The sequence below is a fragment of the Caulobacter sp. FV1ye13L genome (assembly GCF_058681155.1).
Window position 1 is genome coordinate 1070252 of record NZ_CM178732.1, and the last position, 25844, is coordinate 1096095.

At 67.5% G+C, this 25844-nt stretch carries 26 protein-coding genes and 2 pseudogenes; 6 read left to right on the forward strand and 22 right to left on the reverse strand.

The window, feature by feature from the left end; translation table 11 throughout:
- Positions 1 to 42: 42 nt before the first annotated feature.
- Complete coding sequence (locus ACW176_RS04885; protein ID WP_492111102.1) at positions 43 to 330, forward strand: hypothetical protein; 288 nt, start codon at positions 43 to 45, stop codon at positions 328 to 330.
- Positions 331 to 614: 284 nt separating this feature from the next.
- Here the strand turns inward: ACW176_RS04885 and ACW176_RS04890 are convergent, their stop codons facing one another.
- From ACW176_RS04890 to moaA, 6 genes are all read right to left on the reverse strand, one after another.
- Positions 615 to 725 carry a hypothetical protein gene (locus ACW176_RS04890; RefSeq protein WP_492111103.1) on the reverse strand — a complete coding sequence of 37 codons (111 nt, stop codon included), beginning with the start codon at positions 723 to 725 and terminating at the stop codon, positions 615 to 617.
- A gap of 712 nt (positions 726 to 1437) precedes the next feature.
- Positions 1438 to 1908 (reverse strand): cyclic pyranopterin monophosphate synthase MoaC, encoded by a 471-nt coding sequence (moaC, locus tag ACW176_RS04895; protein WP_492111104.1) that lies wholly within the window; start codon positions 1906 to 1908, stop codon positions 1438 to 1440.
- A complete protein-coding gene (moaB, locus tag ACW176_RS04900; RefSeq protein WP_492111105.1) occupies positions 1905 to 2459 on the reverse strand; it encodes a molybdenum cofactor biosynthesis protein B in 555 nt (184 codons plus the stop codon). Before moaB ends, moaC begins: the two co-directional genes overlap by 4 nt.
- 3 nt (positions 2460 to 2462) lie before the next feature.
- Positions 2463 to 2909 carry a molybdenum cofactor biosynthesis protein MoaE gene (locus tag ACW176_RS04905; protein WP_492111106.1) on the reverse strand — a complete coding sequence of 149 codons (447 nt, stop codon included), beginning with the start codon at positions 2907 to 2909 and terminating at the stop codon, positions 2463 to 2465.
- Entirely contained in the window at positions 2906 to 3145 is a 240-nt protein-coding gene (locus tag ACW176_RS04910) for a MoaD/ThiS family protein (RefSeq protein WP_492111107.1), read from the reverse strand. The genes ACW176_RS04905 and ACW176_RS04910 overlap by 4 nt, the downstream gene beginning before the upstream one ends.
- A 1-nt stretch (position 3146) precedes the next feature.
- On the reverse strand, positions 3147 to 4181 hold the full coding sequence (moaA, locus tag ACW176_RS04915; RefSeq protein WP_492111108.1) for a GTP 3',8-cyclase MoaA: 1035 nt from the start codon (positions 4179 to 4181) through the stop codon (positions 3147 to 3149).
- A gap of 29 nt (positions 4182 to 4210) precedes the next feature.
- On the opposite strand from moaA, the gene ACW176_RS04920 reads away from it, so the two are divergent.
- A complete protein-coding gene (locus tag ACW176_RS04920) occupies positions 4211 to 4810 on the forward strand; it encodes a nucleotidyltransferase family protein (protein WP_492111109.1) in 600 nt (199 codons plus the stop codon).
- A gap of 98 nt (positions 4811 to 4908) precedes the next feature.
- Here the strand turns inward: ACW176_RS04920 and ACW176_RS04925 are convergent, their stop codons facing one another.
- From ACW176_RS04925 to ACW176_RS04955, 7 genes and pseudogenes are all read right to left on the reverse strand, one after another.
- Entirely contained in the window at positions 4909 to 5127 is a 219-nt protein-coding gene (locus ACW176_RS04925) for a hypothetical protein (protein ID WP_492056129.1), read from the reverse strand.
- Positions 5099 to 5542, reverse strand: a complete 444-nt coding sequence (locus tag ACW176_RS04930) for a hypothetical protein (protein ID WP_492111110.1) — start codon at positions 5540 to 5542, stop codon at positions 5099 to 5101. Before ACW176_RS04930 ends, ACW176_RS04925 begins: the two co-directional genes overlap by 29 nt.
- Before the next feature lie 66 nt (positions 5543 to 5608).
- Positions 5609 to 5956, reverse strand: coding sequence for a hypothetical protein (locus ACW176_RS04935; RefSeq protein ID WP_492111111.1), 348 nt, complete (start codon positions 5954 to 5956; stop codon positions 5609 to 5611).
- Positions 5957 to 6170: 214 nt separating this feature from the next.
- The gene (locus ACW176_RS04940; RefSeq protein WP_419319223.1) at positions 6171 to 6449 is read right to left on the reverse strand and encodes a hypothetical protein; all 279 of its coding nucleotides are present in this window, start codon (positions 6447 to 6449) and stop codon (positions 6171 to 6173) included.
- 124 nt (positions 6450 to 6573) lie between these two features.
- Positions 6574 to 6756, reverse strand: a pseudogene (locus ACW176_RS04945) (LuxR C-terminal-related transcriptional regulator); the annotation flags it as partial.
- Positions 6757 to 6820: 64 nt separating this feature from the next.
- Positions 6821 to 9007, reverse strand: coding sequence for a xanthine dehydrogenase family protein molybdopterin-binding subunit (locus tag ACW176_RS04950; protein WP_492111112.1), 2187 nt, complete (start codon positions 9005 to 9007; stop codon positions 6821 to 6823).
- Positions 9004 to 9546 carry a (2Fe-2S)-binding protein gene (locus tag ACW176_RS04955; protein ID WP_419319225.1) on the reverse strand — a complete coding sequence of 181 codons (543 nt, stop codon included), beginning with the start codon at positions 9544 to 9546 and terminating at the stop codon, positions 9004 to 9006. Before ACW176_RS04955 ends, ACW176_RS04950 begins: the two co-directional genes overlap by 4 nt.
- A gap of 240 nt (positions 9547 to 9786) precedes the next feature.
- Between ACW176_RS04955 and ACW176_RS04960 the strand changes: the two genes are divergently transcribed.
- Both ACW176_RS04960 and ACW176_RS04965 read left to right on the forward strand, forming a co-directional pair.
- Positions 9787 to 10098, forward strand: coding sequence for an MliC family protein (locus tag ACW176_RS04960; protein ID WP_492111113.1), 312 nt, complete (start codon positions 9787 to 9789; stop codon positions 10096 to 10098).
- 10 nt (positions 10099 to 10108) lie between these two features.
- Positions 10109 to 11005: an NAD(P)-dependent oxidoreductase gene (locus ACW176_RS04965; protein ID WP_492056124.1), complete on the forward strand. Its 897-nt coding sequence runs from the start codon at positions 10109 to 10111 to the stop codon at positions 11003 to 11005.
- Here the strand turns inward: ACW176_RS04965 and ACW176_RS04970 are convergent.
- The 4 genes from ACW176_RS04970 to ACW176_RS04985 all read right to left on the reverse strand — a co-directional run bounded on the left by ACW176_RS04970 (position 11002) and on the right by ACW176_RS04985 (position 18640).
- A complete protein-coding gene (locus ACW176_RS04970) occupies positions 11002 to 12654 on the reverse strand; it encodes an MFS transporter (RefSeq protein ID WP_492111114.1) in 1653 nt (550 codons plus the stop codon). The two genes, ACW176_RS04965 and ACW176_RS04970, sit on opposite strands and share 4 nt — an antisense overlap.
- Positions 12655 to 12723: 69 nt before the next feature.
- A complete protein-coding gene (locus tag ACW176_RS04975; protein ID WP_492111115.1) occupies positions 12724 to 15399 on the reverse strand; it encodes a PAS domain S-box protein in 2676 nt (891 codons plus the stop codon).
- Between the two features lie 95 nt (positions 15400 to 15494).
- Positions 15495 to 16178, reverse strand: a complete 684-nt coding sequence (locus ACW176_RS04980) for a Fe2+-dependent dioxygenase (RefSeq protein WP_419319230.1) — start codon at positions 16176 to 16178, stop codon at positions 15495 to 15497.
- An 89-nt stretch (positions 16179 to 16267) separates the two neighbouring features.
- On the reverse strand, positions 16268 to 18640 hold the full coding sequence (locus ACW176_RS04985) for a TonB-dependent receptor (RefSeq protein ID WP_492111116.1): 2373 nt from the start codon (positions 18638 to 18640) through the stop codon (positions 16268 to 16270).
- A 413-nt stretch (positions 18641 to 19053) separates the two neighbouring features.
- Between ACW176_RS04985 and ACW176_RS04990 the strand changes: the two are divergent.
- Together ACW176_RS04990 and ACW176_RS04995 are read left to right on the forward strand one after the other, a co-directional pair.
- Positions 19054 to 19191: pseudogene (locus ACW176_RS04990) on the forward strand (hypothetical protein); the annotation flags it as partial.
- Positions 19192 to 19897: 706 nt separating this feature from the next.
- On the forward strand, positions 19898 to 20563 hold the full coding sequence (locus tag ACW176_RS04995; protein WP_492111117.1) for a hypothetical protein: 666 nt from the start codon (positions 19898 to 19900) through the stop codon (positions 20561 to 20563).
- 77 nt (positions 20564 to 20640) lie between these two features.
- Here the strand turns inward: ACW176_RS04995 and pnp are convergent, their stop codons facing one another.
- The 5 genes from pnp to ACW176_RS05020 form a co-directional block, all read right to left on the reverse strand.
- Positions 20641 to 22779, reverse strand: coding sequence for a polyribonucleotide nucleotidyltransferase (gene pnp, locus ACW176_RS05000; protein WP_492111118.1), 2139 nt, complete (start codon positions 22777 to 22779; stop codon positions 20641 to 20643).
- A gap of 304 nt (positions 22780 to 23083) precedes the next feature.
- Positions 23084 to 23353, reverse strand: coding sequence for a 30S ribosomal protein S15 (rpsO, locus tag ACW176_RS05005; protein ID WP_056437057.1), 270 nt, complete (start codon positions 23351 to 23353; stop codon positions 23084 to 23086).
- Between the two features lie 14 nt (positions 23354 to 23367).
- Entirely contained in the window at positions 23368 to 24300 is a 933-nt protein-coding gene (truB, locus tag ACW176_RS05010; protein ID WP_492056118.1) for a tRNA pseudouridine(55) synthase TruB, read from the reverse strand.
- 2 nt (positions 24301 to 24302) lie between these two features.
- Positions 24303 to 24800 (reverse strand): 30S ribosome-binding factor RbfA, encoded by a 498-nt coding sequence (gene rbfA, locus ACW176_RS05015; protein WP_492111119.1) that lies wholly within the window; start codon positions 24798 to 24800, stop codon positions 24303 to 24305.
- A 224-nt stretch (positions 24801 to 25024) separates the two neighbouring features.
- Positions 25025 to 25813, reverse strand: a complete 789-nt coding sequence (locus ACW176_RS05020) for a dienelactone hydrolase family protein (protein ID WP_492111120.1) — start codon at positions 25811 to 25813, stop codon at positions 25025 to 25027.
- Positions 25814 to 25844 lie beyond the last annotated feature (31 nt).

The following is a 25844-nucleotide window of genomic DNA, read 5'->3' on the forward strand; positions in this document are numbered from 1 at the left end:
GGGAAGGGTGGAAGTCGGACCTAGCGCTGCTAAGCTCGACCGATGACCCACGGTTCTCCCCGCACATTCGTGATCGAAGACGAGCTTCACTGCGAAATCATCGGCGAGTTCCAAGCAAAGTCGGATGCCGTCGACATGCTGAAACGGTTGACCCAGGCACCTTGGGACGAGCAGCCTAACCGCGCGCCTTGCATGAGTTGGAAGACGTGCGGTCGCGAGTACGTTCTCATCGAGTACGACACCGCATCCGAACCCTGGGATGAACTTAGCCGAAGCGGCGCACTGAATATTTCGGCGGCCAAAGTCGAGTGGTTTCTACCTTCGACCTAATGTCCGACTAGGGTGGGTTGCGGACATTAGATCCTCCCCCTCAGGGGGAGGTGGCCCGGAGGGCCGGAGGGGGCAGCGCGGCGCTGGCCTCGATAGAGCTCTACTGAACTCAGGCCCGCGCTGCCCCCTCAGTCGCTCCGCGACAGCTCCCCCTGAGGGGGAGCATCTGACGTCCGCTCAGAGCCGAAAGCACGCCTTGCCTTCCCGCCCGAAAGCCGACGCCCCGCGTCGCGCCAGGCCTTACATCTCCTGGAGGCTGCAGCGTGCCGGTCTGGACAGGTTGCTCAAGGACTGGCCTGCGGCCAGCCGCGACGCGGCGGCGCGGAGCGCCGTCCTTGAGCAACCTGTCCAGGCCGGCGATCATCTCGCCGTGAGATGTAAGGAGGGCTCTGCACGAGGGGGCGGGCTTCGCGCGGCGTCGGTCGGTTCCCTCACAACCGTCATTCCCGCCCTTGTGGCGGGAACCCCTCGTACCGCCGCAGGTGCGGTAGAGGCGAAGGGCGCGCGCCCTTCGCTGGCGCTTCACGGGTCAGCTGAAACAGGGGTTCCCGCCACAAGGGCGGGAATGACGGAGGTGGGTTGGGAGCGCCTCTATTCCCGTACCCGCACGGGGATAGGCCCGCCCCGATCCCAGCAAATTCAACGCCCTGACCGCCGCACCCAGCGTCACGATCAAAAATCGACGCAGCCCCCTCAGGAACGCCCGTATTCTTCTTCTCGCCCCGCCCCTGGGGAGGCCGTCCAGCTGGCGACCTGACGGGGGGTGGGGGCGGTTGTGCGGGTTCAAGAGGACAGGGGACGTAAACCTGTCCATCGGGGGAAGGCCAAAGCCCCCGCCCGTCCGAAGGTTCGCTCCGGGTCCTCCGGAATCGACGTGGCTTGCAGTCTCAGGGCTGGGTCCGTCGCGAGGGGAACAAGACCCGGGTGGGGCAAAAGGCTGAACAGGCCTGCGCACCCCGGCCAGAGGGATAACGATCGCGCGGAGCGCTCCGGCCCCGGCCGAAACGGTACTCCTCTACACCCCCATCCGGGCCTGGCCCGGACGCTCCGCCGCCTCCCCAACCTTCAGCGGGTTACCCGCGTGAAGTCGAGAACCCGCGTCGGGTGCTATTGCGCCGTCCAGTCCCCGGACTTGCCGCCGGTCTTCTCGATCAGCCGCACGGCCTCGATGACCATGCCCTTCTCGGCGGCTTTCAGCATGTCGTAGATCGTCAGGCAGGCCACCGAGACGGCGGTCAGGGCCTCCATCTCGACGCCGGTCGGGCCGCTGGTCTTGACCCGGGCGGTGACAGCGAGGCCGCCCTCGCCAGTCTCGACCTCAACCACCACCTTGGAGAGGGCCAGCGGGTGGCACAGGGGGATCAGGTTCGAGGTCTGCTTGGCCGCCATGACCCCGGCGATCTCGGCCACGGCGCGGACATCGCCCTTGCGGCCGGTTCCGGAGACGGCCAGCGCCAGAGTCTCGGGGCTCATGCGCACGAAGCCGACGGCCACCGCCTCGCGGGCCGTCTCGGGTTTGCCCGAGACATCGACCATGCGGGCCCGGCCCTGGTCGTCGATGTGGGTGAGCTTGCTCACTGTTCCAGCAGCCGGGGCATCAGCTCGACCATGTTGCAGGGCTTGTGGCGGCTGTCGAGCTGGGCGGAGATGACCTTGTCCCAGCCGTCGCGCACCGCGCCGTTGCTGCCCGGCAGACAGAACACGAAGACGCCGTCGATCAGGCCCGCCGTGGCCCGCGACTGCAGGGTCGACAGCCCCACCGAGGCATAGGAGACCATGTGGAAGATCACCGAGAAGCCGTCGATCTTCTTGTTGAACAGCGGCTCCAGCGCCTCGACCGTCACGTCGCGGCCGGTCAGGCCGGTGCCGCCGGTGGTGACGATGGCGTCGACCTGGCCGCCGGCGATCCAGGTTCTGACCTGATCGCGGATCTGCGGAATGTCGTCGCGCACCACCGCCCGGCCACCCAGCTCATGGCCGGCGGCCTTGACGCGATCGACCAGCACCTGGCCGGAGGTGTCGCTTTCCTCGTCGCGGGTGTCGGAAATGGTCAGGATCGCCACGCGCACCGGGGTGAACGGAAGGTCCGGCTTGATCCCGCCGCCGGGGGTGAGGCCTGCTGCAGACATGATCTACTCCTGATCCCAACGCGATGCGTCGGTCCTATCGCGGTCCGTCGGCTCGATCCAGCGGGCGCCGTCCGGGCCGTGTTCCTTCTTCCAGAACGGCGCGCGGCTTTTCAGCCAGTCCATCAGGAAGTCGCAGGCCTCGAAGGCCTCGCGGCGATGGCCGGCGGCGGTGGCCACGAAGACGATGGCCTCGCCCGGGGCGATGGCGCCGGTGCGGTGGACGATGCGGTAGTCGTGAAGATGGAACCGCGCCCTGGCCGTCTCGGCGAACTCGGCGATCGCCAGGTCGGTGAAGCCGGGATAGGCCTCCAGCTCCAGCGCCGCCGCCCGGCCCTGCTCGGCGCGGGCCAGACCGACGAAGCTGGCGACGGCGCCGGTCTCGTCGCGACCGGCGCAGAAGGCGGTCAGCAGGGCGCCGGGCTCGAAAGGCTCTGCGGTGAGGGTGATCATCCGCCGCTCATCGGCGGCAGGAAGGCGACCTCGGTGGCGGCGGCCAGGATCGCCTCGCCCCGCACCAGCGTCTTGTCGACGGCGACCTGCACGCCCGGGCCGCTCAGGGCCTCAGCGAGATCAGGATCATCCTGGGCGATCAGGTCGCGCAGGGCCGTCAGGGACGTGGCCTCAAAGGCCCGGTCGCGCCAGCCGGCCTGGTCGGCCAGGCGTCCAAACAGCAGCACGCGCGCCATGTCAGCCGCCCGTCGTCGACATGTGCCGGGCCACGGCCGGCCTCGTGCCGGCGATCTGGAAGTCGTGGCCTTCCGGCTTGGACCCGATGGCGGCGAAGATCGCCTGCTCCAGCTGGGCGTCGCTGGCCCCTGCCCGGATCACCGCCCGCAGGTCAGAAGCGTCGTCGCGCCCCAGGCAGGTGTGCAGGGTGCCGGTGCAGGTCAGGCGGACGCGGTTGCAGGCCTCGCAGAAATTGTGGCTGAGCGGGGTGATAAAGCCCAGCCGCCCGCCCGTCTCGGCGATGCGGGTGTAACGGGCCGGACCGCCCGTGGCATAGGCCAGATCCTCCAGCGTCCAGAACGAGGCCAGGTCGCGGCGCACGTCCTTCAGCGACAGGTACTGGTCGGTGCGATCCTCGTCGATCTCGCCGAGCGGCATGGTCTCGATCAGGGTCATGTCGCAGCCGCGCTGGTGGGCCCAGGCGATCAGATCCGGCAGTTCGGCGGCATTGTCGTGCTTGAGGGCGACGGCGTTGATCTTGACCGCAATGCCGGCCGCCAGGGCCGCGTCGATCCCGCCGATCACCTGGGCGACGTCGCCGCCCCGGGTCAGCCGCCTGAACAGGTCGGGCTTGAGGGTGTCGAGCGAGACATTGATGCGCCGCACGCCATGACGCGCCAGATCCTCGGCATATTTGGCCAGCTGAGTGCCGTTGGTGGTCAGGGTCAGCTCGTCCAGCGCCCCCGATCGCAGGTGGCGCGACAGGCCGGCGACCAGCTCCATGAAGCCCTTGCGCACCAAGGGCTCGCCGCCGGTCAGCCGCAGCTTGCGCACGCCCAGGCCGATGAAGGCGGAGGCGACGCGGTCCAGCTCCTCCAGCGTCAGCACCTGCGCCTTGGGCAGGAAGGTCATGTGCTCGGCCATGCAATAGACGCAGCGCAGGTCGCAGCGGTCGGTGACCGACACCCGAAGATAGGTGACGGCGCGGCCGAAGCCGTCGATCAGACGGGGGGCGGTCAAGGCCGCTTGCGCAGGGCTGTCGTCATAGGGCGTCATGTCTGGAGACAAGATAGGCGTTGGGCGACATGGCGGAAAGCAAAAGCGGAAGGTTCGCGGCGATCGTCCTGGCCGCCGGCCTGGGCGCCCGCTTTGGCGGCGGCAAGCTGCTGGCCCCGTTTCGCGGCAAGCCGTTGATCGCCGGGGCGCTGAACGCCGCCCTTCAGAGTCCCGCCCGATCGGTTGTGGTCGCGATCGGCGACGACGCCGCGCTGGAAACAACCATCCTGCAGCTGGACGAGGACGCCGAGTTGCGCGTGTTCAAGGTCGCCGACCCCACGCAGGGCATGGGCGCCTCGCTGGCCGCCGCCGCCCGCGCCGTGCCCGCTGACGTCGACGGTGTCTTCGTCTTTCTGGGTGACATGCCGAGGGTCGGTCCGGCTGTGGCGCCGGCCCTGATCCGCGCCCTTTGCGGACGGAACGGCATTGCCGCGCCTGTCCATGCAGGCCAGCGCGGCCATCCCGTGCTGTTCGGCGGCGACTGGATCCCCGCCCTGCGAGACCTCGGCGGCGATGTCGGGGCCCAGGCGCTGATCCGTCAGGCCGGCGCGCGCTTCACCGCCGTCGAGACAGACGACGCCGGCGTACTGTTTGACGTCGACCGGCCCGAGGACCTGAGCCGAGCCTAGAGCGAAACGCGCGATACAAGAATCGCGCACTTCGCTCTAGCTTTTTGTTTTCGCATCGTTTTTGCGGAAAACCGGCATCCACTTTTCCGCGCGATGCTCTAGTGACAGGTCCGGCGCCGCTCCAGAAGGATGGTGCGGATCTGGTCGATGATGCGGATCGCCCCTTCCGGGTCGCCCTGTTCTTCCAGCGCGATCAGGCGCGGGATCAGCACGGCCAGGATGCGGCGTTGCTGGGGCCCCAGCGCATTGAGGCCACGGGTGAATTCGGCGATCTCCTCGGCCGAGACCTCATGGACGAGGGTTGAGGTCCCCCTCATGAGCGACCCGCCGGGCCCGGACGGCCGATAGCGTCGCAACCAGCAGGGCGACCAGCACGCCGTAGCTGAGCAGGGTCAGGCCCACGACGACCGTGGCGATGTAGATGCGCAGGTCGATGATCGACACGACATGCGAGGCCACGGCCATCATCTGGCAGGCCGCCGCGAACACGCTCCACAGCCGGCGCGCCTTCAGCGAGGCCCAGACCAGCAGGATCATGACCACCGCATCGATGATCATCACCCCCCATTCGGGGCTCAGGGGATCGCGGATCTGGGCGAACGGCGTCGCGATCCATCCGGCCAGATACACCGCAGCCACGAACCGGGCCCAGCGATCGCCCTTCCAGAGGGCGAAGCCGCAGACCAGCACGGCGACGCTGAGGGAAATCCACGGGGTGAGGGTTTGGTACACGGCATGGTCCCGACGCCAACTGGCGCGCGACCATGCCGCAAGCTGCACGGATAGAGAAGCCCGGGATCATGCGGCCCGACCGCCCTCGACCGCGTGGAAGCCACCGGTGCGGGGCACATCTGGCGGCTTGTCCATTTCGCCGACCGACACCGTGCGGCAGCCGATCTGTTCGCGCACCGCCTGCAGGCTGCTGTGAGCGCGGATGATGGTGCGGCGGGCCGACAGGATGTGGGCCAGGGTCTCGCCCAGGTCGTCCACCGCCGCCTGCCCGATCACCGCCGACAGATTGGCCTCCAGCCGCAGGGTCGGCAGCAGGCCGACCAGTTCGGCCGTCTCACGCAGGGCCGCGTCGATCGCCGCCTCGGCGCGCATCAGCTTCTGGGCCCCGGCGCGGGCCGCATCGATCCGTTTCATGCAAGACTCTCCGGTCACACGGAGGTCATCCGCGCGTTCAAGATCTCGTTTTCTGGATGGTCGCCGGTCGCTCAGCGCACCGGCGGCGGGCTCCAGCCCTCGCGGAACCGCTGAAGGGCGTAGAGGAAGTCGTGGGCTCCGGTGGTCAGGGCGCCGAGCAGAAGTCCGCCCAGGATCGCCAGTCCAACGATGAGACCCAGCCATTGCAGGGGAGTCAGGTCATCGCGCCAGCTCCTTCCTGTTCGGTCCGCAGCGGCCGGTCGTCCGACAGAAAGGCGGTTGCCGCCAGCACGCGCAGCAGAAGCTTGGACGGTGGATCGCCCGCCGTCTGAGACTTCCTCAGGGCCGACACCGTCTCGGAAACCAGCTGGCCCCGTTCCGGCGTGCCCGCCAACAGGGTCAGCCCCTCTTCCAGGGACTGCCAGCTGGCGATGAAGAAGCCCGAGCTCTCCGGGCGCATCCGCGCCGTGTCCCGGGTCTGATTGTCGTTCATGGTCGTTCCCACCTGTCCGGTGAGAAGAGACCCGCGCCGGGGCCAGGGCTAGGTCGCCTGATTGCCTACGGTAGTCATTGCCGGGGTCCGCAGCCTCCCAGGCCATGAAGGCCAGGGCCGCGTCACGACGGCTCAGGCCCGACAGGCGGCGACGCGCGCTGAGCACGTGCATCTCGACCGTCTTGGGCGAGAGGCTGAGCAGCCTGGCGATTTCCTTGGACTGCAGATGGCGGGCGATCAGGCGCAGAATCTCCCGCTCACGCGGGGTCAGACGCTCGAAGCCTGGAATATCGCCGGGTTCTACCATGGCGACAGCATGCGGCCAGCTTCCCGCGACGTCCAGCGCAACCAATGCGCTGGACGTCACAAGACTAGGCTGTCGTCGTAAAGGGCAGTCGCGCGGTCGACTTGCTCGTCAGGGCCAGCAGGGCGTTGGCCACGGCCGGTGCAATGACGGGCGTGCCCGGCTCGCCCACGCCGCTGGGCGCGGAGCCCGACGGCACGATGTAGGTCTCAACGGTCGGCGCCTCGTTCATGCGCAGCACGCGATAGCCGTCGAAATTGGTCTGATCGACCACACCTTCGGTCAGGGTGATCTCGCCGAACAGCGCCGCCGACAGGCCGTAGCAGGTGCCGCCTTCCATCTGGGCCGCGATCTGATTGGGCGAGATGGCGACGCCGCAGTCGATGGCGGTGACCACGCGGCCCACCCTGGGCTGGCCGTCGACCAACTGGACCTCGGCCACCTGGGCGACCACCGAGCCGAAGCTCTCGTGCACGGCCACGCCCCGGCTCCAGCCGGCGGTCGGCGCAGGGCCGGCCTTTTCCATGGCCAGGTTCAGCGCCGCCAGATGCCGGTCGGCCCCGACCTTGGCGTAGAGCGCCTGGCGATACGCCACCGGATCCTTGCCGGCCTTGCGGGCCAGCTGGTCGATGGTGTGCTCCATGACGAAGGCGGTGTGGGTCGCGCCCACAGAACGCCACCACAACACCGGCACCCCGACCTCGGGCAGGGCCAGCTGGGCGTCGACGATCGGCGTGGCCTTCAGATAGGGCGAGCCGGCCGTGCCCTCGATGGCGGTCTGGTCAGGCCCTTTGCCGCCCATCGGCGAGCCCTTCATGATCGACTGGCTGACAATCCGGTGACGCCAGGCGGCCGGATAGCCGTCCTTGTCGAGGCTGATCTTGACGGCGTGCACCACCAGCGGCCGGAAGTAGCCGGCGCGCATGTCGTCCTCGCGGGTCCAGACCAGTTTCACCGGCCGGCCCTTGCCGATCTTCTTGGCGATGTGGACGCATTCGGCGGCATAGTCGGACTGGAAGGTGGCGCGACGACCAAACGAGCCGCCGGCGAACAAGGTCTCGATCTCGACCGAGCCCGGCAGGGTCCCGACGATCTTGGCCGCGTTCAGCTGGTCCAGGGTCTGACCCTGCGAGCCGAAGGTCAGCTTGACCTTGGAGCCGTCCACGGCCGCGACGCAGTTCATCGGCTCCATGGTGGCGTGGGCCAGATAGGGGAACTCGTAGGTCGCCTCGAACACCTTGGCGCCCTTGGCGTTGGCGATCACGGCGGCGTCGCCCTTGGAGTCGAAGCCTTCCCATTTCAGGTCGGCCGGGCCCTTGCCCGCGGCGATGTCGCGGTAGCTCGCGGCAATGGCCGATGAGCTGCGCTTCTCGGCCTTGTCCTCGTTCCATTCCAGCTTCAGCGCCTCGCGGCCCATGCTGGCGGCATAGGTCGACTGGGCCACCACAGCCACGCCGGTCGGGATCTCGAAAACGTCAACGACGCCCGGGACCTTTTTGGCCTCAGCCGCATCGAAGCTTTTCAGCTTGCCGCCGAAGCGCGGGGCATGGGCGACCATGGCGGTCAGCATGTCGGGCAGGCGGACATCCTGGGTGAAGCGCGCCGTGCCGTCGCTCTTGGCCTGGGAGTCCTTGCGGCGCACCCGCTCGGTGCCGATCAGGGTGAAGGTCTTGGGGTCCTTCAGGGGCGGGTTGGCGATCGGCGTGATCTTGGCGGCGTCGACCAACAGCTCGCCGAAGCCGGCGGTCTTGCCCGACTTGTGGCTCACGACGCTGTCCTTGACGGTGATCTCCCCCGCCGGAACGCTCCACTTGGCGGCGGCCGCTTGCACGAACATCGCCCGCGTCGCGGCGCCGGCCTTGCGCAGCTGATCCCAGGAGTTGGAAATGGCCGACGACCCACCGGTCAGCTGCACCCCGGCGGTGCCGTTGGCATAGAGCTTGGCGTTGGCCGGGGCCTGCTCGACCATGACCCGCGTCCAGTCGGCGTCCAGCTCCTCGGCGACGATGGCCGCCAGGCCCGCATGGTTGCCCTGACCGAACTCGATATGTTTGGAGATCACCGTCACGGCGCCGTCCGCCGCGATCTTGATGAAGGGCCCGAAGGCGCCGACCTCGACCTTGGAGCCGGCGCTCATGATGTCGGCCGGCGAGCAACCGACCACCAGGGCTCCGCCGACCAGGGCAGCGCCGACCACCACATCGCGGCGGTTGACGACGCCCTGGGCGCCGAACTTGTTGAGGGGTCCGTTCATCGGCCGGCTCCGCGGCTGGTGGCGCCGGTGGCGGCGGCGATCGCTTCATCGATGTCGGTGTGCGGCAGGCCGACCGCAGCCGTGGTCGCCGGCGGCAGACCCGCGGCGTCCTTGATGGCGGCGCGGATGCGCTGATAGGTGCCGCAGCGACAGATGTTGCCGCTCATGGCTTCGTCGATCTGCTCGTCGCTGGGCGCCTTGTTCTGTTCGATCAGGGCGGCGGCCGACATGATCTGGCCCGACTGGCAGTAGCCGCACTGCGGCACGTCGTGCTTGACCCAGGCCTGTTGCAGCGGGTGCGATCCGCCCAGACCCTCGATCGTGGTGATCTTGACGCCGGTCAGGCCCTCGATGGGGGTGACGCACGAACGGATGGGCTGGCCGTCGACATGCACCGTGCAGGCTCCGCACTGGGCGACCCCGCAGCCAAACTTGGTTCCGGTCAGGCCCAGCTCGTCCCGCAGGACCCAGAGCAGGGGCGTTGCGGGATCGGCCTGAACCGTCACCGTCTTGCCATTCACGTCGAGAGTCGCGGCCATATGTTTTCGCCTCCAACCGAGCTCGGGCCGGGGCGCGACCCTGCTAGAAGCGCAAACCTAACACTGTTCACACCGGTGGCGACCAGCAATATTTCGCCGCCAGCCCCGGCTTTCGCGGCCCAGTTGAAACAGGTCGTGCAAAAGCCGTCGTCGCGCGATGAGAGAGGGCGCGAAGCGACCGCGAAACCGACTATGCTCACCGGGCCGCCTGCTTCGCGGCCGCCGCCCCTGGAGTTGACCGTGCGCCGCCTTGTGCTTGCCTTGACCGTGGTCGGCCTGACCCTGTCAGCCTGCGCCACCCAGCCGGGCCCGGCCATCACCACGCCGGTGACCTATGGCTGCGCCGGGGGCAAGAGCTTCCAGGCGACGTATCCAGCCAACGGCAAGAAGGCCATTGTCTCGGCCGGCGGCGTGACAAAAGCCCTGCCCCTGGCCCGGTCGGCGTCCGGCGCGCGTTACGCCAAGGGCGCGTTTGAAATCTGGGGCAAGGGCGACAGCGCCCGCCTCTCGGGATTCCCGGGTGGACCGTATGACAATTGCCAGGCCCGCTGAGGGGACCCTCTTGGACAGCTTTCCCGCCTATTTCCCGCTCGCCGGCCGCAAGGTGGTGATCGCCGGCTCCGGCGACGGCGCCGACAACAAGGCGCGCCTGTTCGAAGGCTCGCCGGCCACGCTGGTGCGCATCGACGGCCACGCCGCCTTCCTGCCCGGTTCCTATGCCGGCGCGGTCCTGGCCTTTATTTCCAGCGATGACGAGGTCTTCATCCAGGCCGCAGCCGCCGCCGCCCGCGCCGCGCGGGTGCTGGTCAATGTCGTCGACAAACCCGCCCTGTGCGACTTCAACACTCCGGCGGTGATCGACCGGGGTGAGGTCGTGGCGGCCGTCGGCACCGGCGGTTCGGCTCCCGTGCTGGCCACCATGCTGCGCAACGATATCGAGGCCCAGGTGCCCGAAGGCGCGGGCCGCGTGGCCGCCCTGCTGCGCCGCTTCCAGGACGAGGTCCGCAAGACCCTGCCGGCCCTGCACGAGCGCCGCTCGTTCCTGCGCGACGCAGTAACCGGCGAAGCGGCCCAGGCGGCGATGTCGGGCGACATGGAAGCCGCCGGACGCCTGTTCCGCGAGGCCCTGGCCAAGGGGTCGGCCCGCAAGGGCCGGGTGCGCTTCATCGCCGGCAAGGGGCCCTCCGACCTGCTGACCCTGCGCGCCGTCCGCGCCCTGTCGGCGGCCGATGTGCTGGTGGCAGACCCGGACGCCGATCCTCAGATCATGACCATGGGCCGCCGCGACGTCGAACGACTGTCGCCGGACGAGGCCAGCGCCGAGCACCTGATCCAGCTGGCCCATGAGGGCCGCCAGGTCATTCGCCTGATCACCGGCCCGGTCGAGCCGGCGCTGGTCCAGGCCCTGACCGCAGCCGGCGTCGCCGTCGAGGTCCTGCTGTCGGCGCCGGCGGCCTAGACTTCGTCGAGCGGCCGCCCCTTGGTCTCGGGCAGCAGGAACAGGGTCGTCACCACGCTGACCAGGGTGAAGAACACCGGGTACCAGAGGCCCGCATAGATGTTGCCGACCGCCGTGACGATGGCGAAGGCGAAGAACGGCACGAAGCCGCCGACCCAGCCGGTGCCGATGTGATAGGGCAACGACAGGGCGGTGTAGCGCACCCGGGTCGGGAACAGCTCGACCAGACAGGCGGCCAGCGGCCCAAACAGCGCGGTCGCGGCGATCACGAAGACCAGCAGCACGCCAAACATGCCCGGCAGGTTCATCCGTGCGGGGTCGGCCTTGGCCGGATAGCCCGCCTGAGTCAGCGCCGCCTTGATCCTGGCTTCAGTCGCCGTCTTGACCGCCTTGGTCTCGGCTTTCGAAAGGCCCAGGGCGCTGGGCGAAGCGACCACGATGTCGCCGACCCTCATCACCGCCGGCGTCCCCGCCGGGGCTTTCTGGTTGTCATAGGAGACCCCGGCATTGGCCAGGGCGCTCTTGACGATGTCGCAGGACGAGACGAACGCCGCCTTGCCCACCGGATCGAACTGCAGGGCGCAGTCCTTGGGGTCGGCGATCACCGAAACCGGCGAGCGGGCCGAAGCCTCGGCAAGGGCCGGATTGGCGGCGCGCTCCAGCAGGTGGAAGCCCGGGAAATAGAAGGCCAGGGCCAGGGTCATGCCGGCCAGCATCACCGGCTTGCGGCCGACCTTGTCCGACAGCCATCCGAAGACGACGTAGAAGATCGCGCTGACCGCCGTGGCGCTCATCATCAGGGCGTTGATGGTGACCGGATCGACCTTCAGGAACTTCTCCATAAAGGTCTGGCTGTAGAAGAAGCTGGTGTACCAGACGGCGCCCTGGGCGCACATCATCGACAGGAAGGCCAGGATCACCAGCTTCATGTTCTTCCACTGGCCGAAGGCTTCGGCATAGGGTGCCTTGGAGGCCTCGCCCTCTTCCTTCATCTTGGCGAAGGCCGGGCTTTCCGTGAGCTTCAGGCGCATCCAGACCGAAATGCCCAGCAGGCCGATCGAGACGGCGAACGGAATGCGCCAGCCCCAGGCGTCGAACGCCTCGATGCCGACGACGGCGCGGGTGGCCATGATCACCAGCAGGGCGCCGAACAGGCCGAAGGCCGCCGAGGTCTGCACCCACGATGTCGACCAGCCGCGCTTGTCGGGCGGCGAATGCTCGGCGACATAGATCGCGGCGCCGCCGTACTCGCCGCCCAGGGCGAAGCCCTGCACGCAGCGCAGGATGATCAGCAGGATCGGCGCGATGATCCCCGCCTGCTCATAGGTCGGCAGGAAGGCGATGGCGAAGGTGGCGCCCCCCATCAGCAGCACGGTGGCCAGGAACGCGCCCTTGCGGCCGGCCTGATCGCCGATCTTGCCGAACACCAGCGCGCCCAGTGGCCGGAAGGCGAACCCGACCCCGAACAGGGCCAGGGCGGCGATATAGCCGGCGGCGTCCGGCAGGCCGGTGAAGAAGGTCTTGGAAATGACCTGGGCCAGGCTTCCGAAGATGAAGAAGTCGTACCATTCGAACGCGGTGCCGGCCGACGAAGCCGCCACGACGGTCCGCATCGAGGCGCCGTCTTCCTGGGTCGTCTGGTCGGTCATGCTGTTCCCCCTGGCGCCGTCACGCGCTCTTCGCGGGCAGCTTTAGCGTGGTTCGTTCGTCGGGGAAACTCAGGCGACGGCGGTCTTCGAAATCGGGCCTTCATCGGCCAGGCGCAGGATTTCTGTGACCAGGGCCGTGGGCGAAATCGGCTTGGCGGCGACCCCGTTCATGCCGGCGGCGTGGTAGGTGGCGCGCTGGTGGGCCATGACATTGGCGGTCAGGGCGATGATCGGCGTCAGGCCCGCCGGGCCCGGCAGGGCGCGGATGCGGCGCGCCGCCTCCAGCCCGTCGATCCCGGGCATCTGAACGTCCATCAGCACTAGCTCGAAGGCGCCGTCGCGCATCGCCTCGACGCCGGACACGCCGTCGTCAGCCGTGTGAACCAGAGCGCCCAGCTGTTGCAGGATCCGCGAGGCGACCAGCTGGTTGGTCGGGTTGTCCTCGACCAGCAGGATCCGCAGACCCGCAAGGATGTCGGGGGAGGCCTGCGGCGCCGCGGACGGGGCGACCGAGGCCGGCGCGGCGATGGTCAGGGTGAAACGCGATCCGACGCCCGGCTGCGACTGGAAGACGACCTCGCCGCCCAGCATCTGGGCCAGCCGGCGGGTGATCGCCAGGCCAAGGCCCGACCCGCCAAAGCGCCGGGTGGTGCTGGCGTCGCCCTGCTCGAACCGCTCGAACAATCGCGCCTGGACCTCGGTGGGAACGCCCACGCCGGTGTCGATGACATCAAAGGCCATCTGCGGTCCGGAGGACGTCTCGACACGACGCGCCCGCACCGTGACCGAGCCCTGCACGGTGAACTTCACGGCGTTGCCGATCAGGTTGAACAGGGCCTGGCGCAGGCGGGTCGGGTCCGTGCTGATCCAGCCCAGGTCCGGCGCGTCGATCTCAAGGGTCAGGCCCTTGTGCTGGGCCTGGCCCGCCATCAGCCGGCCGACGCCGTTCAGCAGCTCGCGGGGATCGACCGGCTCATGATGGATCTCCAGCCTGCCGGCCTCGATGCGCGAGATATCGATCACATCGTCCAGCAGGGTCGACAGCATCTGGCCGCAGGCCAGGGCTTCGGCCAGCAGTTCGGAGGCGTCGCCCGGCAGGCTCTGGCGCCTGAGCAGATGCATGACGCCCAGCACGCCGTTCATCGGGGTGCGGATTTCGTGGCTCATATTGGCCAGGAACTGGGCCTTGGCCTCGGTGGCCGCCTGAGCCTCGCGCTGGGCCGCGACCAGGGCCAGCTCGGCCTGTTTGCGCTCATCGATGTCGAGGATCAGGCCGAACGCCTTGCGGACGCGCCCGGTCGCATCGCGGCGCACCTCGTGGAAAATCCGCATCCAGCGAGCCTGGCCGTCGACGCCCAGGATCCGGGCGTCGAACACCTGCGGGCCGCCCTGACGCCAGACATGGGCCGAGGCCTTGAGCGGTTCGCGATCCTCGGGATGCAGCATCGGCCAGACGGCCGCGTGGACGTCCTCATAGACGATCCGCCGCCCCATGATGCGGTGGAACTCGGGCGATCCCCAGAAGGCCTTGCTCACATGGTCGATCTCGTAGACCCCGGCGCGCGCCGCGCCCAGGGCCATGCGCAGCCGGCGGGCATTGACCTGCGCCTCGCGCCGGGCGTCGGCCAGGGCGGTGACGTCGTCCATATAGGTGATGACGCCGACGATCTCGCCGGAGGCGTCGCGCCAGGGCCGGGCCTCCCATCGCAGGGTGTGTTCAACGCCCTCGGCGTCGCGAAGCCGATCCTCACGGCGGGTGACGATCTCGCCGGACAGGGCGCGGGTCACCGCCGAGACAAAGCGGCGCCGGCCGCCATTGGTCAGTTCCTGCAGCGACTTGCCGATCACATCGGCTTCGGTCGACTTGAACAGGTCGAGGAAACGGGGACTGGCGAGGCGGAGTCGCAGGTCGAGGTCGTAGACGGCCACCGCGAAGGGCGCCTCCTCGACCAGCTGCCGGGCGCGGCGTTCGCCCCACAGGGCGGCGTCACGGCTGCGCACCACGTCGGTGACGTTCTGGGAAATGCCCTTCAGTGTGAACAGGCCGCCGTCCAGGGACTCGGCGCGGAACGTCGAGCGCAGGGTGAACCACTGGCCGTCGCGACCGCGCAGACGAAACTCCGCAGCGCCAGGCTCGCCCGTTCTGACGGCCTGGTGGAAGGTTTCCAGCACCGACTGCCGCTGATCATCGGCCAGCCGGGCCAGGAAGGCCGCGGGACAGTCCAGGTCGCTCGGCGACAGGCCCGTGGCGGTCAGGGCGTCGGGCGTCCAGTCAATATGCTCGGTCACCGGATCATAGGTCCAGAGGCCGATTCCAGCCGCCTCGACCAGGATCTCACGGGTGCGGGTGGCGGCCACCTCGACCGAGACGTCGTGCAGGGTGCCGACCATTTCACCGCCGGGGCCCAGATGCGAGCGCCCCTCGAGCCAGACCGTCCGGCCATCCTTGCGCAGCACCCGCAGGCGGTTGACCGTGAAGCCGGACTCGCGAAGACGCCGGCCGGTGTCGATCAGTTCGGGGTGACTTTCGGCATGCACGAACTTGATGCAGGCCCGACCGACCAGGTCCTCCGGCGACCAGCCCGTCAGGGTCTGCCAGGCCGGGTTGACCACCGAGAACCGGCCGTCCGATGTGACGACGGCGAACAGGTCCTTGGCATTGGCGAAGAACCAGCGGGCCGCTTCCGCCTCACCGAACGGTGAGGGCGCGAGCAGGGTCGCGTCGGAAGACGGGGAAGGCGGCATCGGGGCTCCGGCAGATCGCGCGAGGGATCGTGGGGGCCATTGGTAAACGGAGTGTTGCCTTCACACCCCCGTTCGACGAGCGCGCTCGGCGAGCTTCAGACCTCCGCCCACTGACGTAGCAGGTTGTGATAGGTTCCGGTCAGGGCCAAGATCGACGGATCGGCCGCGCCCACGGTCTGGCTCAGGCGCTGGATGGCGACGTCCATGTCCAGCAGCAGAGCCCGGCGGGCATCCTCGCGCACCAGGCTCTGGATCCAGAAGAAGCTGGCCGTCCGAACCCCGCGGGTCACCGGCGTCACATGGTGCAGGCTGGAGGCCGGATAGAGGATCAGGTCGCCGGCGCCCAGCTTCACCGAATGGCTGCCATACAGGTCGTCGACCACCAGCTCGCCGCCGTCATAGTCATCGGGTTCCGACAGGAACAGCGTCGCCGACAGGTCGGTGCGCAGGGTCTGGCCGGTGACCGGATCGCGGCGCACCGCATTGTCGATATGGTCGCCAAAGCCCATGCCCTGGCCATAGCGGTTGAACATCGGCGACAGGATGGTCTGCGGCAGGGCGGCCGAGACGAACAGCGGATTGCGCTCCAGCGCCGCCAGGATGACGGCCCCCACCGCCTTTGCCGCCTCGCCGGTCTGGGGCAGCTGCTGGTTCTGCTTGGCCAGGGCCGCCTGAAAGCCCGAGGTGATGTTGCCGTCCGCCCAGGGCGCGGCGTCCATGATCGCCCGGCACTGCGCGACCTGGGCTTTGGTCAGGACCTCGGGGATCTGCAGCATCATGAGGGGGAAAGCCGGGGCCCTGAGAAGAGAGCGCCCCGTCCGGCGAAGGGCCGGCCGGACGGGGCGAACGTCAAGTCGAGAGGGGAGTCTCAGTACTTGACGTTGACGGTGAGCATGGCCTGACGGGCCGGCGCCGGATCGGCGTGGTGGACGCCGTTGGTGCGCAGGATGAAACGCTTGTCCGTCAGGTTCTGGACATTGAGCTGCAGGTCGATGCGATCGTTCATCGCCCACGAGGCGAAGGCGTCATAGCGGGTATAGGCCGGGGCATAGACCTTGTTGGCGCCGCCGCCGGCCCCGCCCTGGTTGCCGCCGAAGCTGTCGGACACGTAGTAGGCGCCGCCGCCCAGCGCGATCTTGCGGGTCACGCGATAGGTCGAGAACAGGCTGAAGCTGTGCTCGGGCGTATTGGCCAGCGGATCGCCCTGGTTGACGCCGGTATAGGCCCCGCGCACCAGCTCGCTATCCATGTAGGTATAGCCGCCAAACACCTGCCACTTGGGGGTGACATTGCCCGAGACGCCCAGTTCGACGCCCTGGACCATGGCTTCGCCGACCTGCTGATAGACACCGGCCGAGACCTGGATCTGGGCGTTCTTGCGCTCGGTGCGGAACAGGGCCCCCGACACGGCCAGGCGGTCGTCGAACAGGTTCCACTTGCCGCCGATCTCGCTGCTGATCGTGTCTTCCGGGTCCAGCAGGGTGGTCGACAGATTGCCCGTGCCGATGCCGCCGGCCGTGTTCTGATCGCCGCCGGCGATGGTCGGCGGGGTCGAGGAGGTGGCGTAGGAGGCATAGAGGCTGGAGGCGGCGGTCGGCTTGAACACCAGGCCGACCTGGTAGTTGAAGAAGTCCCACTCGGCTTCCGGCACGCTGGTGAACACCGTGCTGGTGATGACGCCGGCGGCGCTGGTCACCGTCACGTTGGTGCCGCGGGTGTTGTAGACGTCATAGCGGCCGCCCAGGTTCACCTGCAGCTTGTCGCTGAGCTTGATCGTGTCGAAGCCATAGATCGCGGCGGTCTTGGTCACCGAGCGGGCGGCCGGGGCGCGGGTGATGATCCCCGTCCAGCTGTCGTTGGGATTGGGCGCATAGAGACGGGTGCAGTCGCCGACTCCGGCCGCGGTGACATTGGCCGTGAAGCCCGTCGGGCAGGCCGAGCCGGCCGTGCCATAGACCACGTAGCTGGCGTTTTCGTTGATCTCGCGGGCCAGCTCGACGCCGATGTTGAAGCGGTTTTCCACCGCGCCCAGGTCGAACTTGCCGCTGAAGTCGGTGACCGCCGCGACCGTGGTGGTCGGGTTCCAGCGCGACTTGGTGCCGCGCTTCATCCACCATTCGCCGGCCACGAACTGGGCCACGCCGCCGTCGCCGGGGTTGGTGACGACATAGTCATTGACCGACTTCGAATAGCGAACCGCCTGGCGGACCGCGAAGTCGTCATTGATCTGGTGGTTGAAGATCAGGGTGGCGATGTCGGCCCGGGTCTTCAGGAAGTCGCGATCGAGGCCATAATAGGCGTCGCGCGACACATCCAGAATGCCGTTGGCCGGACGGGCGCGGCTGTCCGTACCCGCCACGCCCCAGGTGCGCTTGGCCGCCAGCGGAATGCCGTAGTCGGGGTCCTGCTCGCTATCGAGATGATAGTAGCTGGCCGTCACCTGGGTGTCCGTGCCGATGCCGAAGGCCAGGGACGGCGCGACGCCCCAGCGCTTGAAGTCGACGCTGTCGCGGCCGGGCGTGTCGCCCTGGGTGTACATCAGGTTCAGGCGGAAGGCGGCGGTCTCGCCAAAGGCGTAGTTGGCGTCGGCCGTGCCGCGCACATAGGCGTCCGTGCCGCCGGCGATCGAACCGCGCGCGAAGCTGGTCGGCTTGGGCGACTTGGAGCCCAGATTGATGCTGCCGCCGCCCGAGCCCCGGCCGCTATAGACCGAGTCCGGACCCTTGATGACCTCCACCTGTTCCAGGTTGAAGACCTCGCGGGTCTGGCCGCCGCTGTCGCGGATGCCGTCGACGAAGACGTTGTTGCCCGAGGCCTGGCCCCGGATGAACGGCCGGTCGGCCAGGGGCTGACCGCCCTCGCCCGCGCCGAAGGTAATGCCCGGCGAGGTGCGCAGGATGTCCTGCAGCGAGGTGGCGGCGGTCTGCTCGATGATCTTGTTGGAGATCACCGTGATCGAGCGCGGCGTGTCGACCAGCGGGGCGGTGTACTTGCCCGACTGGACATCGGTGGCCCGCTTGCCGTCGACCTTGACGCCGGTGACTTCAGTAGCGTCGGCGGTCGTGGCGGTGGCGGTGGCCATCGCCGCATCGACCTCGGCGGCCCCAATCTCGGCGGCATGGGCCAGGCCCGCGCCGAGGGTCAGGCCGGCGACGCCGGCGACGGCGGCTGCGCTCAGGGCGCGACGTTGACGGCCGACGATGCCGCCGAGGGTTGGGCTGCGGGTGTTCGCGTTACGCATAATAAGATCCTGTCCCCAGCGGGGCGACGATCCCTCGCGCCCCTCCTGATATTGCGAGGCGTTCTTAGCGGCGCGGCCGCAGGTGCGCAATGATAATCATTCTCAAAAATGACGTAATGGCCGGGGCGCGCGGTTTCGCGACCTCGCGCGTTCGCTGCGAGTTGGTGGAAAGGGTCGCGGAGCGTCCGGACCACGTCCGGAGATGAAATAGAACTAACCGTTTCGACGAAGCCGAGCGCTCCGCGTGGTCGTTATCCATCAGCGTCCCGGCGGGTGGCCCAGTTGGGGCCTTACCGGAACCCGGACGCCTCGGTTTCCCGAAGTCCCGAAGGTCGGGGGGCGTGGGGCCAATCCTGACCAACACTCGCCTTGATCCCCATCCACGCCGACGGCGGGCGGGTCCTGCAACGCCAGGATCCCCGGACCGGTCGAGTATCCCCCTCGACCCCAGTCCCGCTCGATCACCCCCCGCCGCCGCAATGGTCGCTGGCCTTGCGCCCTTTCCTCGCGACGAGGTTGGACAAGAATACGGGAGGTTTGAGCGCGTCTGACAGGCGCGCTCAGTTTATATGCAGGGTGTTGATTTTATTGCGTTCTCGCAGCGATAGCTCGAGGATGGCGCGCAGCTTATCCCCGCACTTGCCCCCTACGGGTCGCTACGCGACCGTCTTCCCCCGGAGGGGGAAGATGAAGGGCGCGATCTCATCTTCCCCCTGAAAGGGGGAGGACGACCTGCGAAGCAGGTCAGGAGGGGGCCTGCGGCGCTGGCCATTGCACCCAATCCCCGGCGTCGCTGGACGAAACACGGTGTGGCTTGCGCCGTGCCCGCGGCCGGCCACCCGCATGGCGACCGAGGCGCGGCGGTCGGCGCTACAGCCACCACCACCCACCACCCACCACCGTCATTCCCGCCCTTGTGGCGGGAACCCCTGTTTCAGCTGACACGTGAAGCGCCAGCGAAGTGCGCGCGCACTTCGCCCCTACCGCCCCTGCGGCGGATAGAGGGGTTCCCGCCACAAGGGCGGGAATGACGGGAGGTATGGAGAGCTGACACTCACCCCGGCCAACACAGCGCCTTAAATCCTTGGAGGCGAGCTTGCTCTGGGGTCAGGCCGTGTCAAGGACCGGCCTCCGGCCGGCCGCGGCGCGGCGGCCCTCCGGGCCGTCCTTGACACGGCCTGACCCCAGAGCTCCAATTCCACCAAGGGTTTCAGGGCGGGGCGTGCTTTCGCCTCCCGATCACGGGCGGCAGGCAAGATGAGTTTGAGAAAAGTACCGAAGATTTTCTGGCCGCCAATCAGCATCGCAGTGGTGGCGAGCCTGATCGCGTTGAGCGCCCTATTTCTCGGTATGAGGAACACCCGCCCGATTTCTACTTCGATCGATCTTCGGGCAAATGCGACGACCCTGGTCGAATTCAAAGCTTCAAATGACGTCCAATACGTCGTCGAAATCGAGATGGAGCAACAGACCGCGAAACGCCTGTTTCCCTGCGCCGTCGATTTCGATGTGTTTACTTACGCTCAGGAAACGCCATGTCCCGGCGTTCCGCTCGAGCTTGAATTCCAATGGAAAGAGGATGGCGTCGCAGGACCTCATTCGACGTACTCGGCCAGAGAGCAACGCGGGGGTAGATATGGCGGCCAAGAGACCTACAGCCTTTCCGTGGACTATCGGACTCTGAAGGCGGGGCGCCGGTATGCCCTTTCCGTAAGGCCCACTGTCGACGCGACCTTTCTCCTGCAGGCCAACCCGCGTCTTGTGGTCAGGGTTTCTAGCCTGGATCTGAAAGAGGAAATGGTCTCCCGCTTCTTAGCGCTGACTCTAGCCGCCGTTCTCATAGTATTCGCTGCAATTTGGGCTGCCTTGGCCCAACTTGTGCGCTTTCTCCAAAGTCGGCAGCGCGAGGCAAAGGCGCCCTAACCCCCCAAACGCAAAACGGGCGGCCCCTCTCGGAGCCGCCCGCTGCATTCCGTCCGGAAAAGCCAGACTGAAAAGGCTTACGCCTCTTCGGTCGCGCCTTCCTTCTTGGTCAGGTCTTCGCCAGTTTCCTGGTCGACAACCTTCATCGACAGCTTGGTCTTGCCGCGATCGTCGAAGCCGAGAAGCTTCACTTTGACGATCTGGCCTTCCTTCAGCACGTCCGACGGCTTGGCGACGCGTTCGTTGCTGATCTGGCTGACGTGGACGAGGCCGTCCTTGGCGCCGAAGAAGTTCACGAAGGCGCCGAAATCAACGACCTTGACGACCTTGCCGTCATAGATCGCGCCGACTTCAGCTTCTTGCGTGATCGACTTGATCCAGTCGATGGCGGCCTTGATCTTGGCGCCGTCCGAGGCCGAAACCTTGACCGTGCCTTCGTCGTTGATGTCGACCTTGGCGCCGGTGGTGGCGACGATCTCGCGGATCACCTTGCCGCCGGTGCCGATCACTTCCCGGATCTTGTCGGTCGGGATGGTGATGGTTTCGATCTTCGGCGCGTAGTCGCCGACTTCTTCGCGCGGCGCATCCATCGCCTTGTTCATCTCGCCGAGGATGTGCTCGCGACCGCCCTTAGCCTGGGCCAGCGCTTGCTTCATGATCTCTTCGGTGATGCCGGCGATCTTGATGTCCATCTGCAGCGAGGTGAGACCCTCGCTGGTGCCGGCCACCTTGAAGTCCATGTCGCCCAGGTGATCTTCGTCGCCCAGGATGTCGGACAGAACGGCGAAGCCGTCGCTCTCGAGGATCAGGCCCATGGCGATGCCCGAGACCGGACGGATCAGCGGAACGCCCGCGTCCATCATGGCCAGCGAGGCGCCGCAGACCGTGGCCATCGAGGACGAGCCGTTCGACTCGGTGATCTCGGAGACCAGGCGGATGGTGTAGGGGAAGTCTTCCTTGGCCGGCAGCATCGGGCGCAGGGCGCGCCAGGCCAGCTTGCCGTGGCCGATTTCGCGGCGGCCGGGGCTGCCCATCCGACCGGTTTCACCGACCGAGAAGGGAGGGAAGTTGTAGTGCAGCAGGAAGGCTTCCTTGTAGGTGCCTTCCAGGGCGTCGATGAACTGCTCGTCATCGCCGGTGCCCAGGGTGGCGACCACGATGGCTTGGGTTTCGCCGCGCGTGAACAGGGCCGAGCCGTGGGTGCGCGGCAGGATGCCGACTTCACCCAGGATCGGACGCACGGTGTCGACGGTGCGGCCGTCGATGCGGATGCCGGTGTCGAGGATGGAGCGACGGACGATGTCGGCTTCCAGTTCCTTGAACACCGAGATCAGCTTCAGCGGATCAATGCCGGCCGGATTGGTGTCGCTCTTGGCGAAGGTGTCGACGGCCTTGGCCTTGGCGGCCGAGAGGGCCGCGACGCGGTCGCCCTTGGCGCGGATGGTGTAGGCGTCGGCCAGGTCGGCGCCGACGGCCTTCTTCACTTCGGCCTTCAGGGCGTCGGTGTCTTCCGGCTTGAAGTCGAAGGGCTCCTTGGCGGCGTGTTCGGCCAGTTCGATGATGCCGTTGATCACGGCCTGCATCGACTTGTGGGCGAAGCTGACGCCGCCCAGGACGATCTCTTCCGAGAGCTCCTGGATTTCGGATTCGACCATCATCACGGCTTCGGCGGTGCCGGCCACGACCAGGTCCATCTTGCTTTCCTTCAGCTCGTCGAGCGTCGGGTTCAGCACGTATTCGCCGTTGACGTAGCCCACGCGGCAACCGCCGATGGGGCCCATGAACGGGGCGCCGGAGATCACCAGGGCGGCCGAGGCGGCGACCATGGCGACGATGTCGGGATCGTTCTCGAGGTCATGCTGCAGCACGGTGCAGACGACCTGGACTTCGTTCTTGAAGCCCTTGACGAACAGCGGGCGGATCGGACGGTCGATCAGGCGGGAAACCAGGGTTTCCTTTTCCGACGGACGACCTTCGCGCTTGAAGAAGCCGCCCGGGATCTTGCCGGCGGCGTAGGTCTTCTCGATGTAGTTGACGGTCAGGGGGAAGAAGTCCTGGCCGGGCTTGGCTTTCTTGGCGAACACGGCGGTGGCCAGGACGACGGTTTCGCCCATGGTGGCCAGAACGGCGCCGTCAGCCTGACGGGCGATGCGACCGGTTTCGAGGACCAGCGTCTTGCCGCCCCACTCGATCGTCTTGCGCATGATTTCGAACATTTTTTGCTTCTTTCGGTTCCGAAGGACCCATTTCCTTCAGGACGGACAGGGGCGGGCGGCCGAAGGGCGGTCCCGAGTATTCCTCATCCAGTTCGACAGGCGTCCGGGGATCGTGATCTCCGGCTTACATGTTCGGAGCCGCATGAGGCGGTTCCGCAGCAACCCTGGTTTCGGCCTGTCTTGAAACCAAGGCCTTTAAACTTTGTCGCGTGACGGGCGTCGAAACCGGAATCCACTTTCGACTGTCACGCTCCTAAAAAGCGTTCGGCCGCCCTGCCGAAGCAGGGCGGCCGACTGCGCCAAACTAGCGGCGCAGACCCAGCTTTTCGATGAGGACCGTATAACGGCCCAGATCGGACTTCTTCAGGTGGTCGAGGAGGCTGCGACGCTGGGAAACCATCATCAACAGACCACGACGGCTGTGGTTGTCCTTCTTGTGGGTCTTGAAGTGCTCGGTCAGGTTGGCGATGCGCTCGGAGAGGATCGCGACCTGGACTTCGGCGCTGCCGGTGTCACCCTCGGTGCGGGCGTGTTCGGCGATAAGAGCGGTCTTGCGCTCGGCAGTGATCGACATCGTGCTGTCTCCGCTCAGGTGAGTTGGAAGACCCGCACCGGATTGAGCCGTCCGGCGCGCATCTCGCACAAGGCCACCAGTCTCTCTCCCACCATGGCCGAAACGGTTCGATCGCCGGGCGTGAGCTCGGCTTTCAGCGTTTCAACCTGCCTTGGGAGCAGAACAATGGCGCGTCCTTGCGCAAGCCGAAAGGCGTCTTCATCGGTCACGGCCAGCGCCGGGATGTCGTCCAGCGCGGTCTCGACCGGAAGCAATGCCTCCGACAGGCGGGCCTCATAGCTCAAATTCTCGAGAATTTCCAGCGATATCGCCGTCGCCTCGGTGAACTGGCCGACCCGCGTCCGGCGAAGCTGGTCAACGTGACCGCAGGTTCCCAGCCGAGCGGCCAGATCGCGGACCACGGCGCGGACATAGGTGCCCTTGCCGCACTCCATCTCCAGCACGATGTGGTCGACGTCGGGGGCCTCCAGCACGCGCAGCGCGTGGATGTTGACCTTGCGCGTCGCCAGCTCGAACTCGACCCCGTCGCGGGCCAGGTCATAGGCGCGCTCGCCGTCCACCTTGATGGCCGAATAGTTGGGCGGGATCTGGTCGACCTCGCCGACGAACTCGGACAGCACGGCCTCGACCTCGTCGCGGGTCGGACGCACGTCGGAGGTTCCGGTCGTCTCGCCCTCGCGATCCAGGGTGGTGGTGTTGCGACCCCACTGGATGGTGAAGCGATAGGCCTTGTCGGCGTCGACCAGGAACGGCACCGTTTTGGTCGCCTCGCCCAGGGCGATGGGCAGGATGCCGGTGGCCAGCGGATCCAGCGTGCCGGCATGGCCGCCCTTCTGGGCGTTGAAGGCGCGGCGGACGCGGGTGACGGCGCTTGTCGAGGTCAGGTCATAGGGCTTGTCCAGGCACAGCCAGCCCGAGACGGGATCGCCCTTCTTGCGGCGGGCCACGACTAGTTATCCTCGTCCTCGACCACATCGGACAGGCGGCGCAGGTCCTGCTGCACCACCGGATTGTCGAACAGGCGGTTCATATAGGCGGCCGAGTTGAAGCTCTCGTCGTGGATGAACTTCAGGTCCGGCGTGAACTTCATGTCGATGGTCTTGCCCAGGCGGCCGCGCAGGAACTTGGCCACGCGGTTGAGGCCGGCGACCACCACCTCGGGGCTGCCCAGCTCGACGGCGATCCGCGACGGCGAGGAGGCCTCGCGCTCGATCTTCGGCGCGATGCCGGCGCCCAGGGGCTCAACGAAACAGACCGCGTGACGCAGGTCCGGGGTCAGCCGCACTTCGGTGACCGTCACCGAGACATTGATCAGGGCCGGGTCCTGCAGGTCTTCATGGCGCAGGATGTCCACCAGGGCGTGGCGGATCAGTTCGCCGGCGCGCAGCTGGCGCTGCGACGGGCCCGTGGAGGCCGGCTTGGGAGTCTTGTCGGTATGGCGCTTCATGGCGCGATGTCCTTACAGCCCGGCCGGCGGATCGAACACCGGAGCGCGGGGGAAAAATCAAGGCGCGGTGTCTAGGCTTGTGGGGGCGATAAGTCCAGTGCGGCGGTGATCCTCCCCCTCCGGGGGAGGTGGCCCGGAGGGCCGGAGGGGGCCAGAACGGCGTGCGCCGCGAATGCCCCCTCAGTCGCTCCGCGACAGCTCCCCCGGAGGGGGAGCATCTACCCCTAAGGCCCCGTCCGCGCCTTGAAGAAGGCGATCACCTTGTCGCGCGTCTGCATGGTCGGGCCCAGCGGGTCGGCCCGGTCCAGGTGCAGGGTCAGGACCGAGTGCGGGGCCATCGGTACGCCCTTGGCCGCGTCGGCGTCGGTCAGCTCCACCGTCTCGACCCGGTCGCCAAATTCCCGCTTCAGGGTCTCGAACCGCGCGTCGGGCACCAGCTTGTCGGACGCGAACCGCAGGGCCAGCAGCGACAGATCCTCGGTCTCAAAGCGGGTGCGGGCGCAGGCGATCTCGACGGCCGAGCAGCCCAGCGCGCCCGCACCCTTTTTGCCGAACGGCAGCGAGGGCTGCGACATCACCGGCGCCACAACCGACGGCTCGGTCATCATCGCCAGGGCAAAGCCGCCGGTGAAGCACATGCCCACCGCCCCGACGCCCTTGCCGCCGCACTCCTTGTGGGCCTGACGCGCCAGCGCCCGCAGCCAGTCGACGATCGGGCTCGAGCGATCGGTGGCCCAGGCATTGAACTCGCGACGCACACACAGGGTCTTGGCGATCTCGCCCAGGGCATAGCCGATGCTGACGGTCTTGGCGGGCTTGCCGAACAGGCTGGGGCAGAAGACCGTCATGCCGGCCGCAGCCACGTCGCGGGCGAAGGCCAGGACGCCGGGGTGCAGGCCGGGCATTTCATGGATGACGATAACGGCCGGGCCGGTCCCGATCCTGTAGACCTCACGGGTCCACTGGCCATCATCGAATTCGAAACGCGTAAAGCCGTCCAGCGCGCTGGTCATCGTGTCCCACCCCCCATTGTCGTTGGGCGTG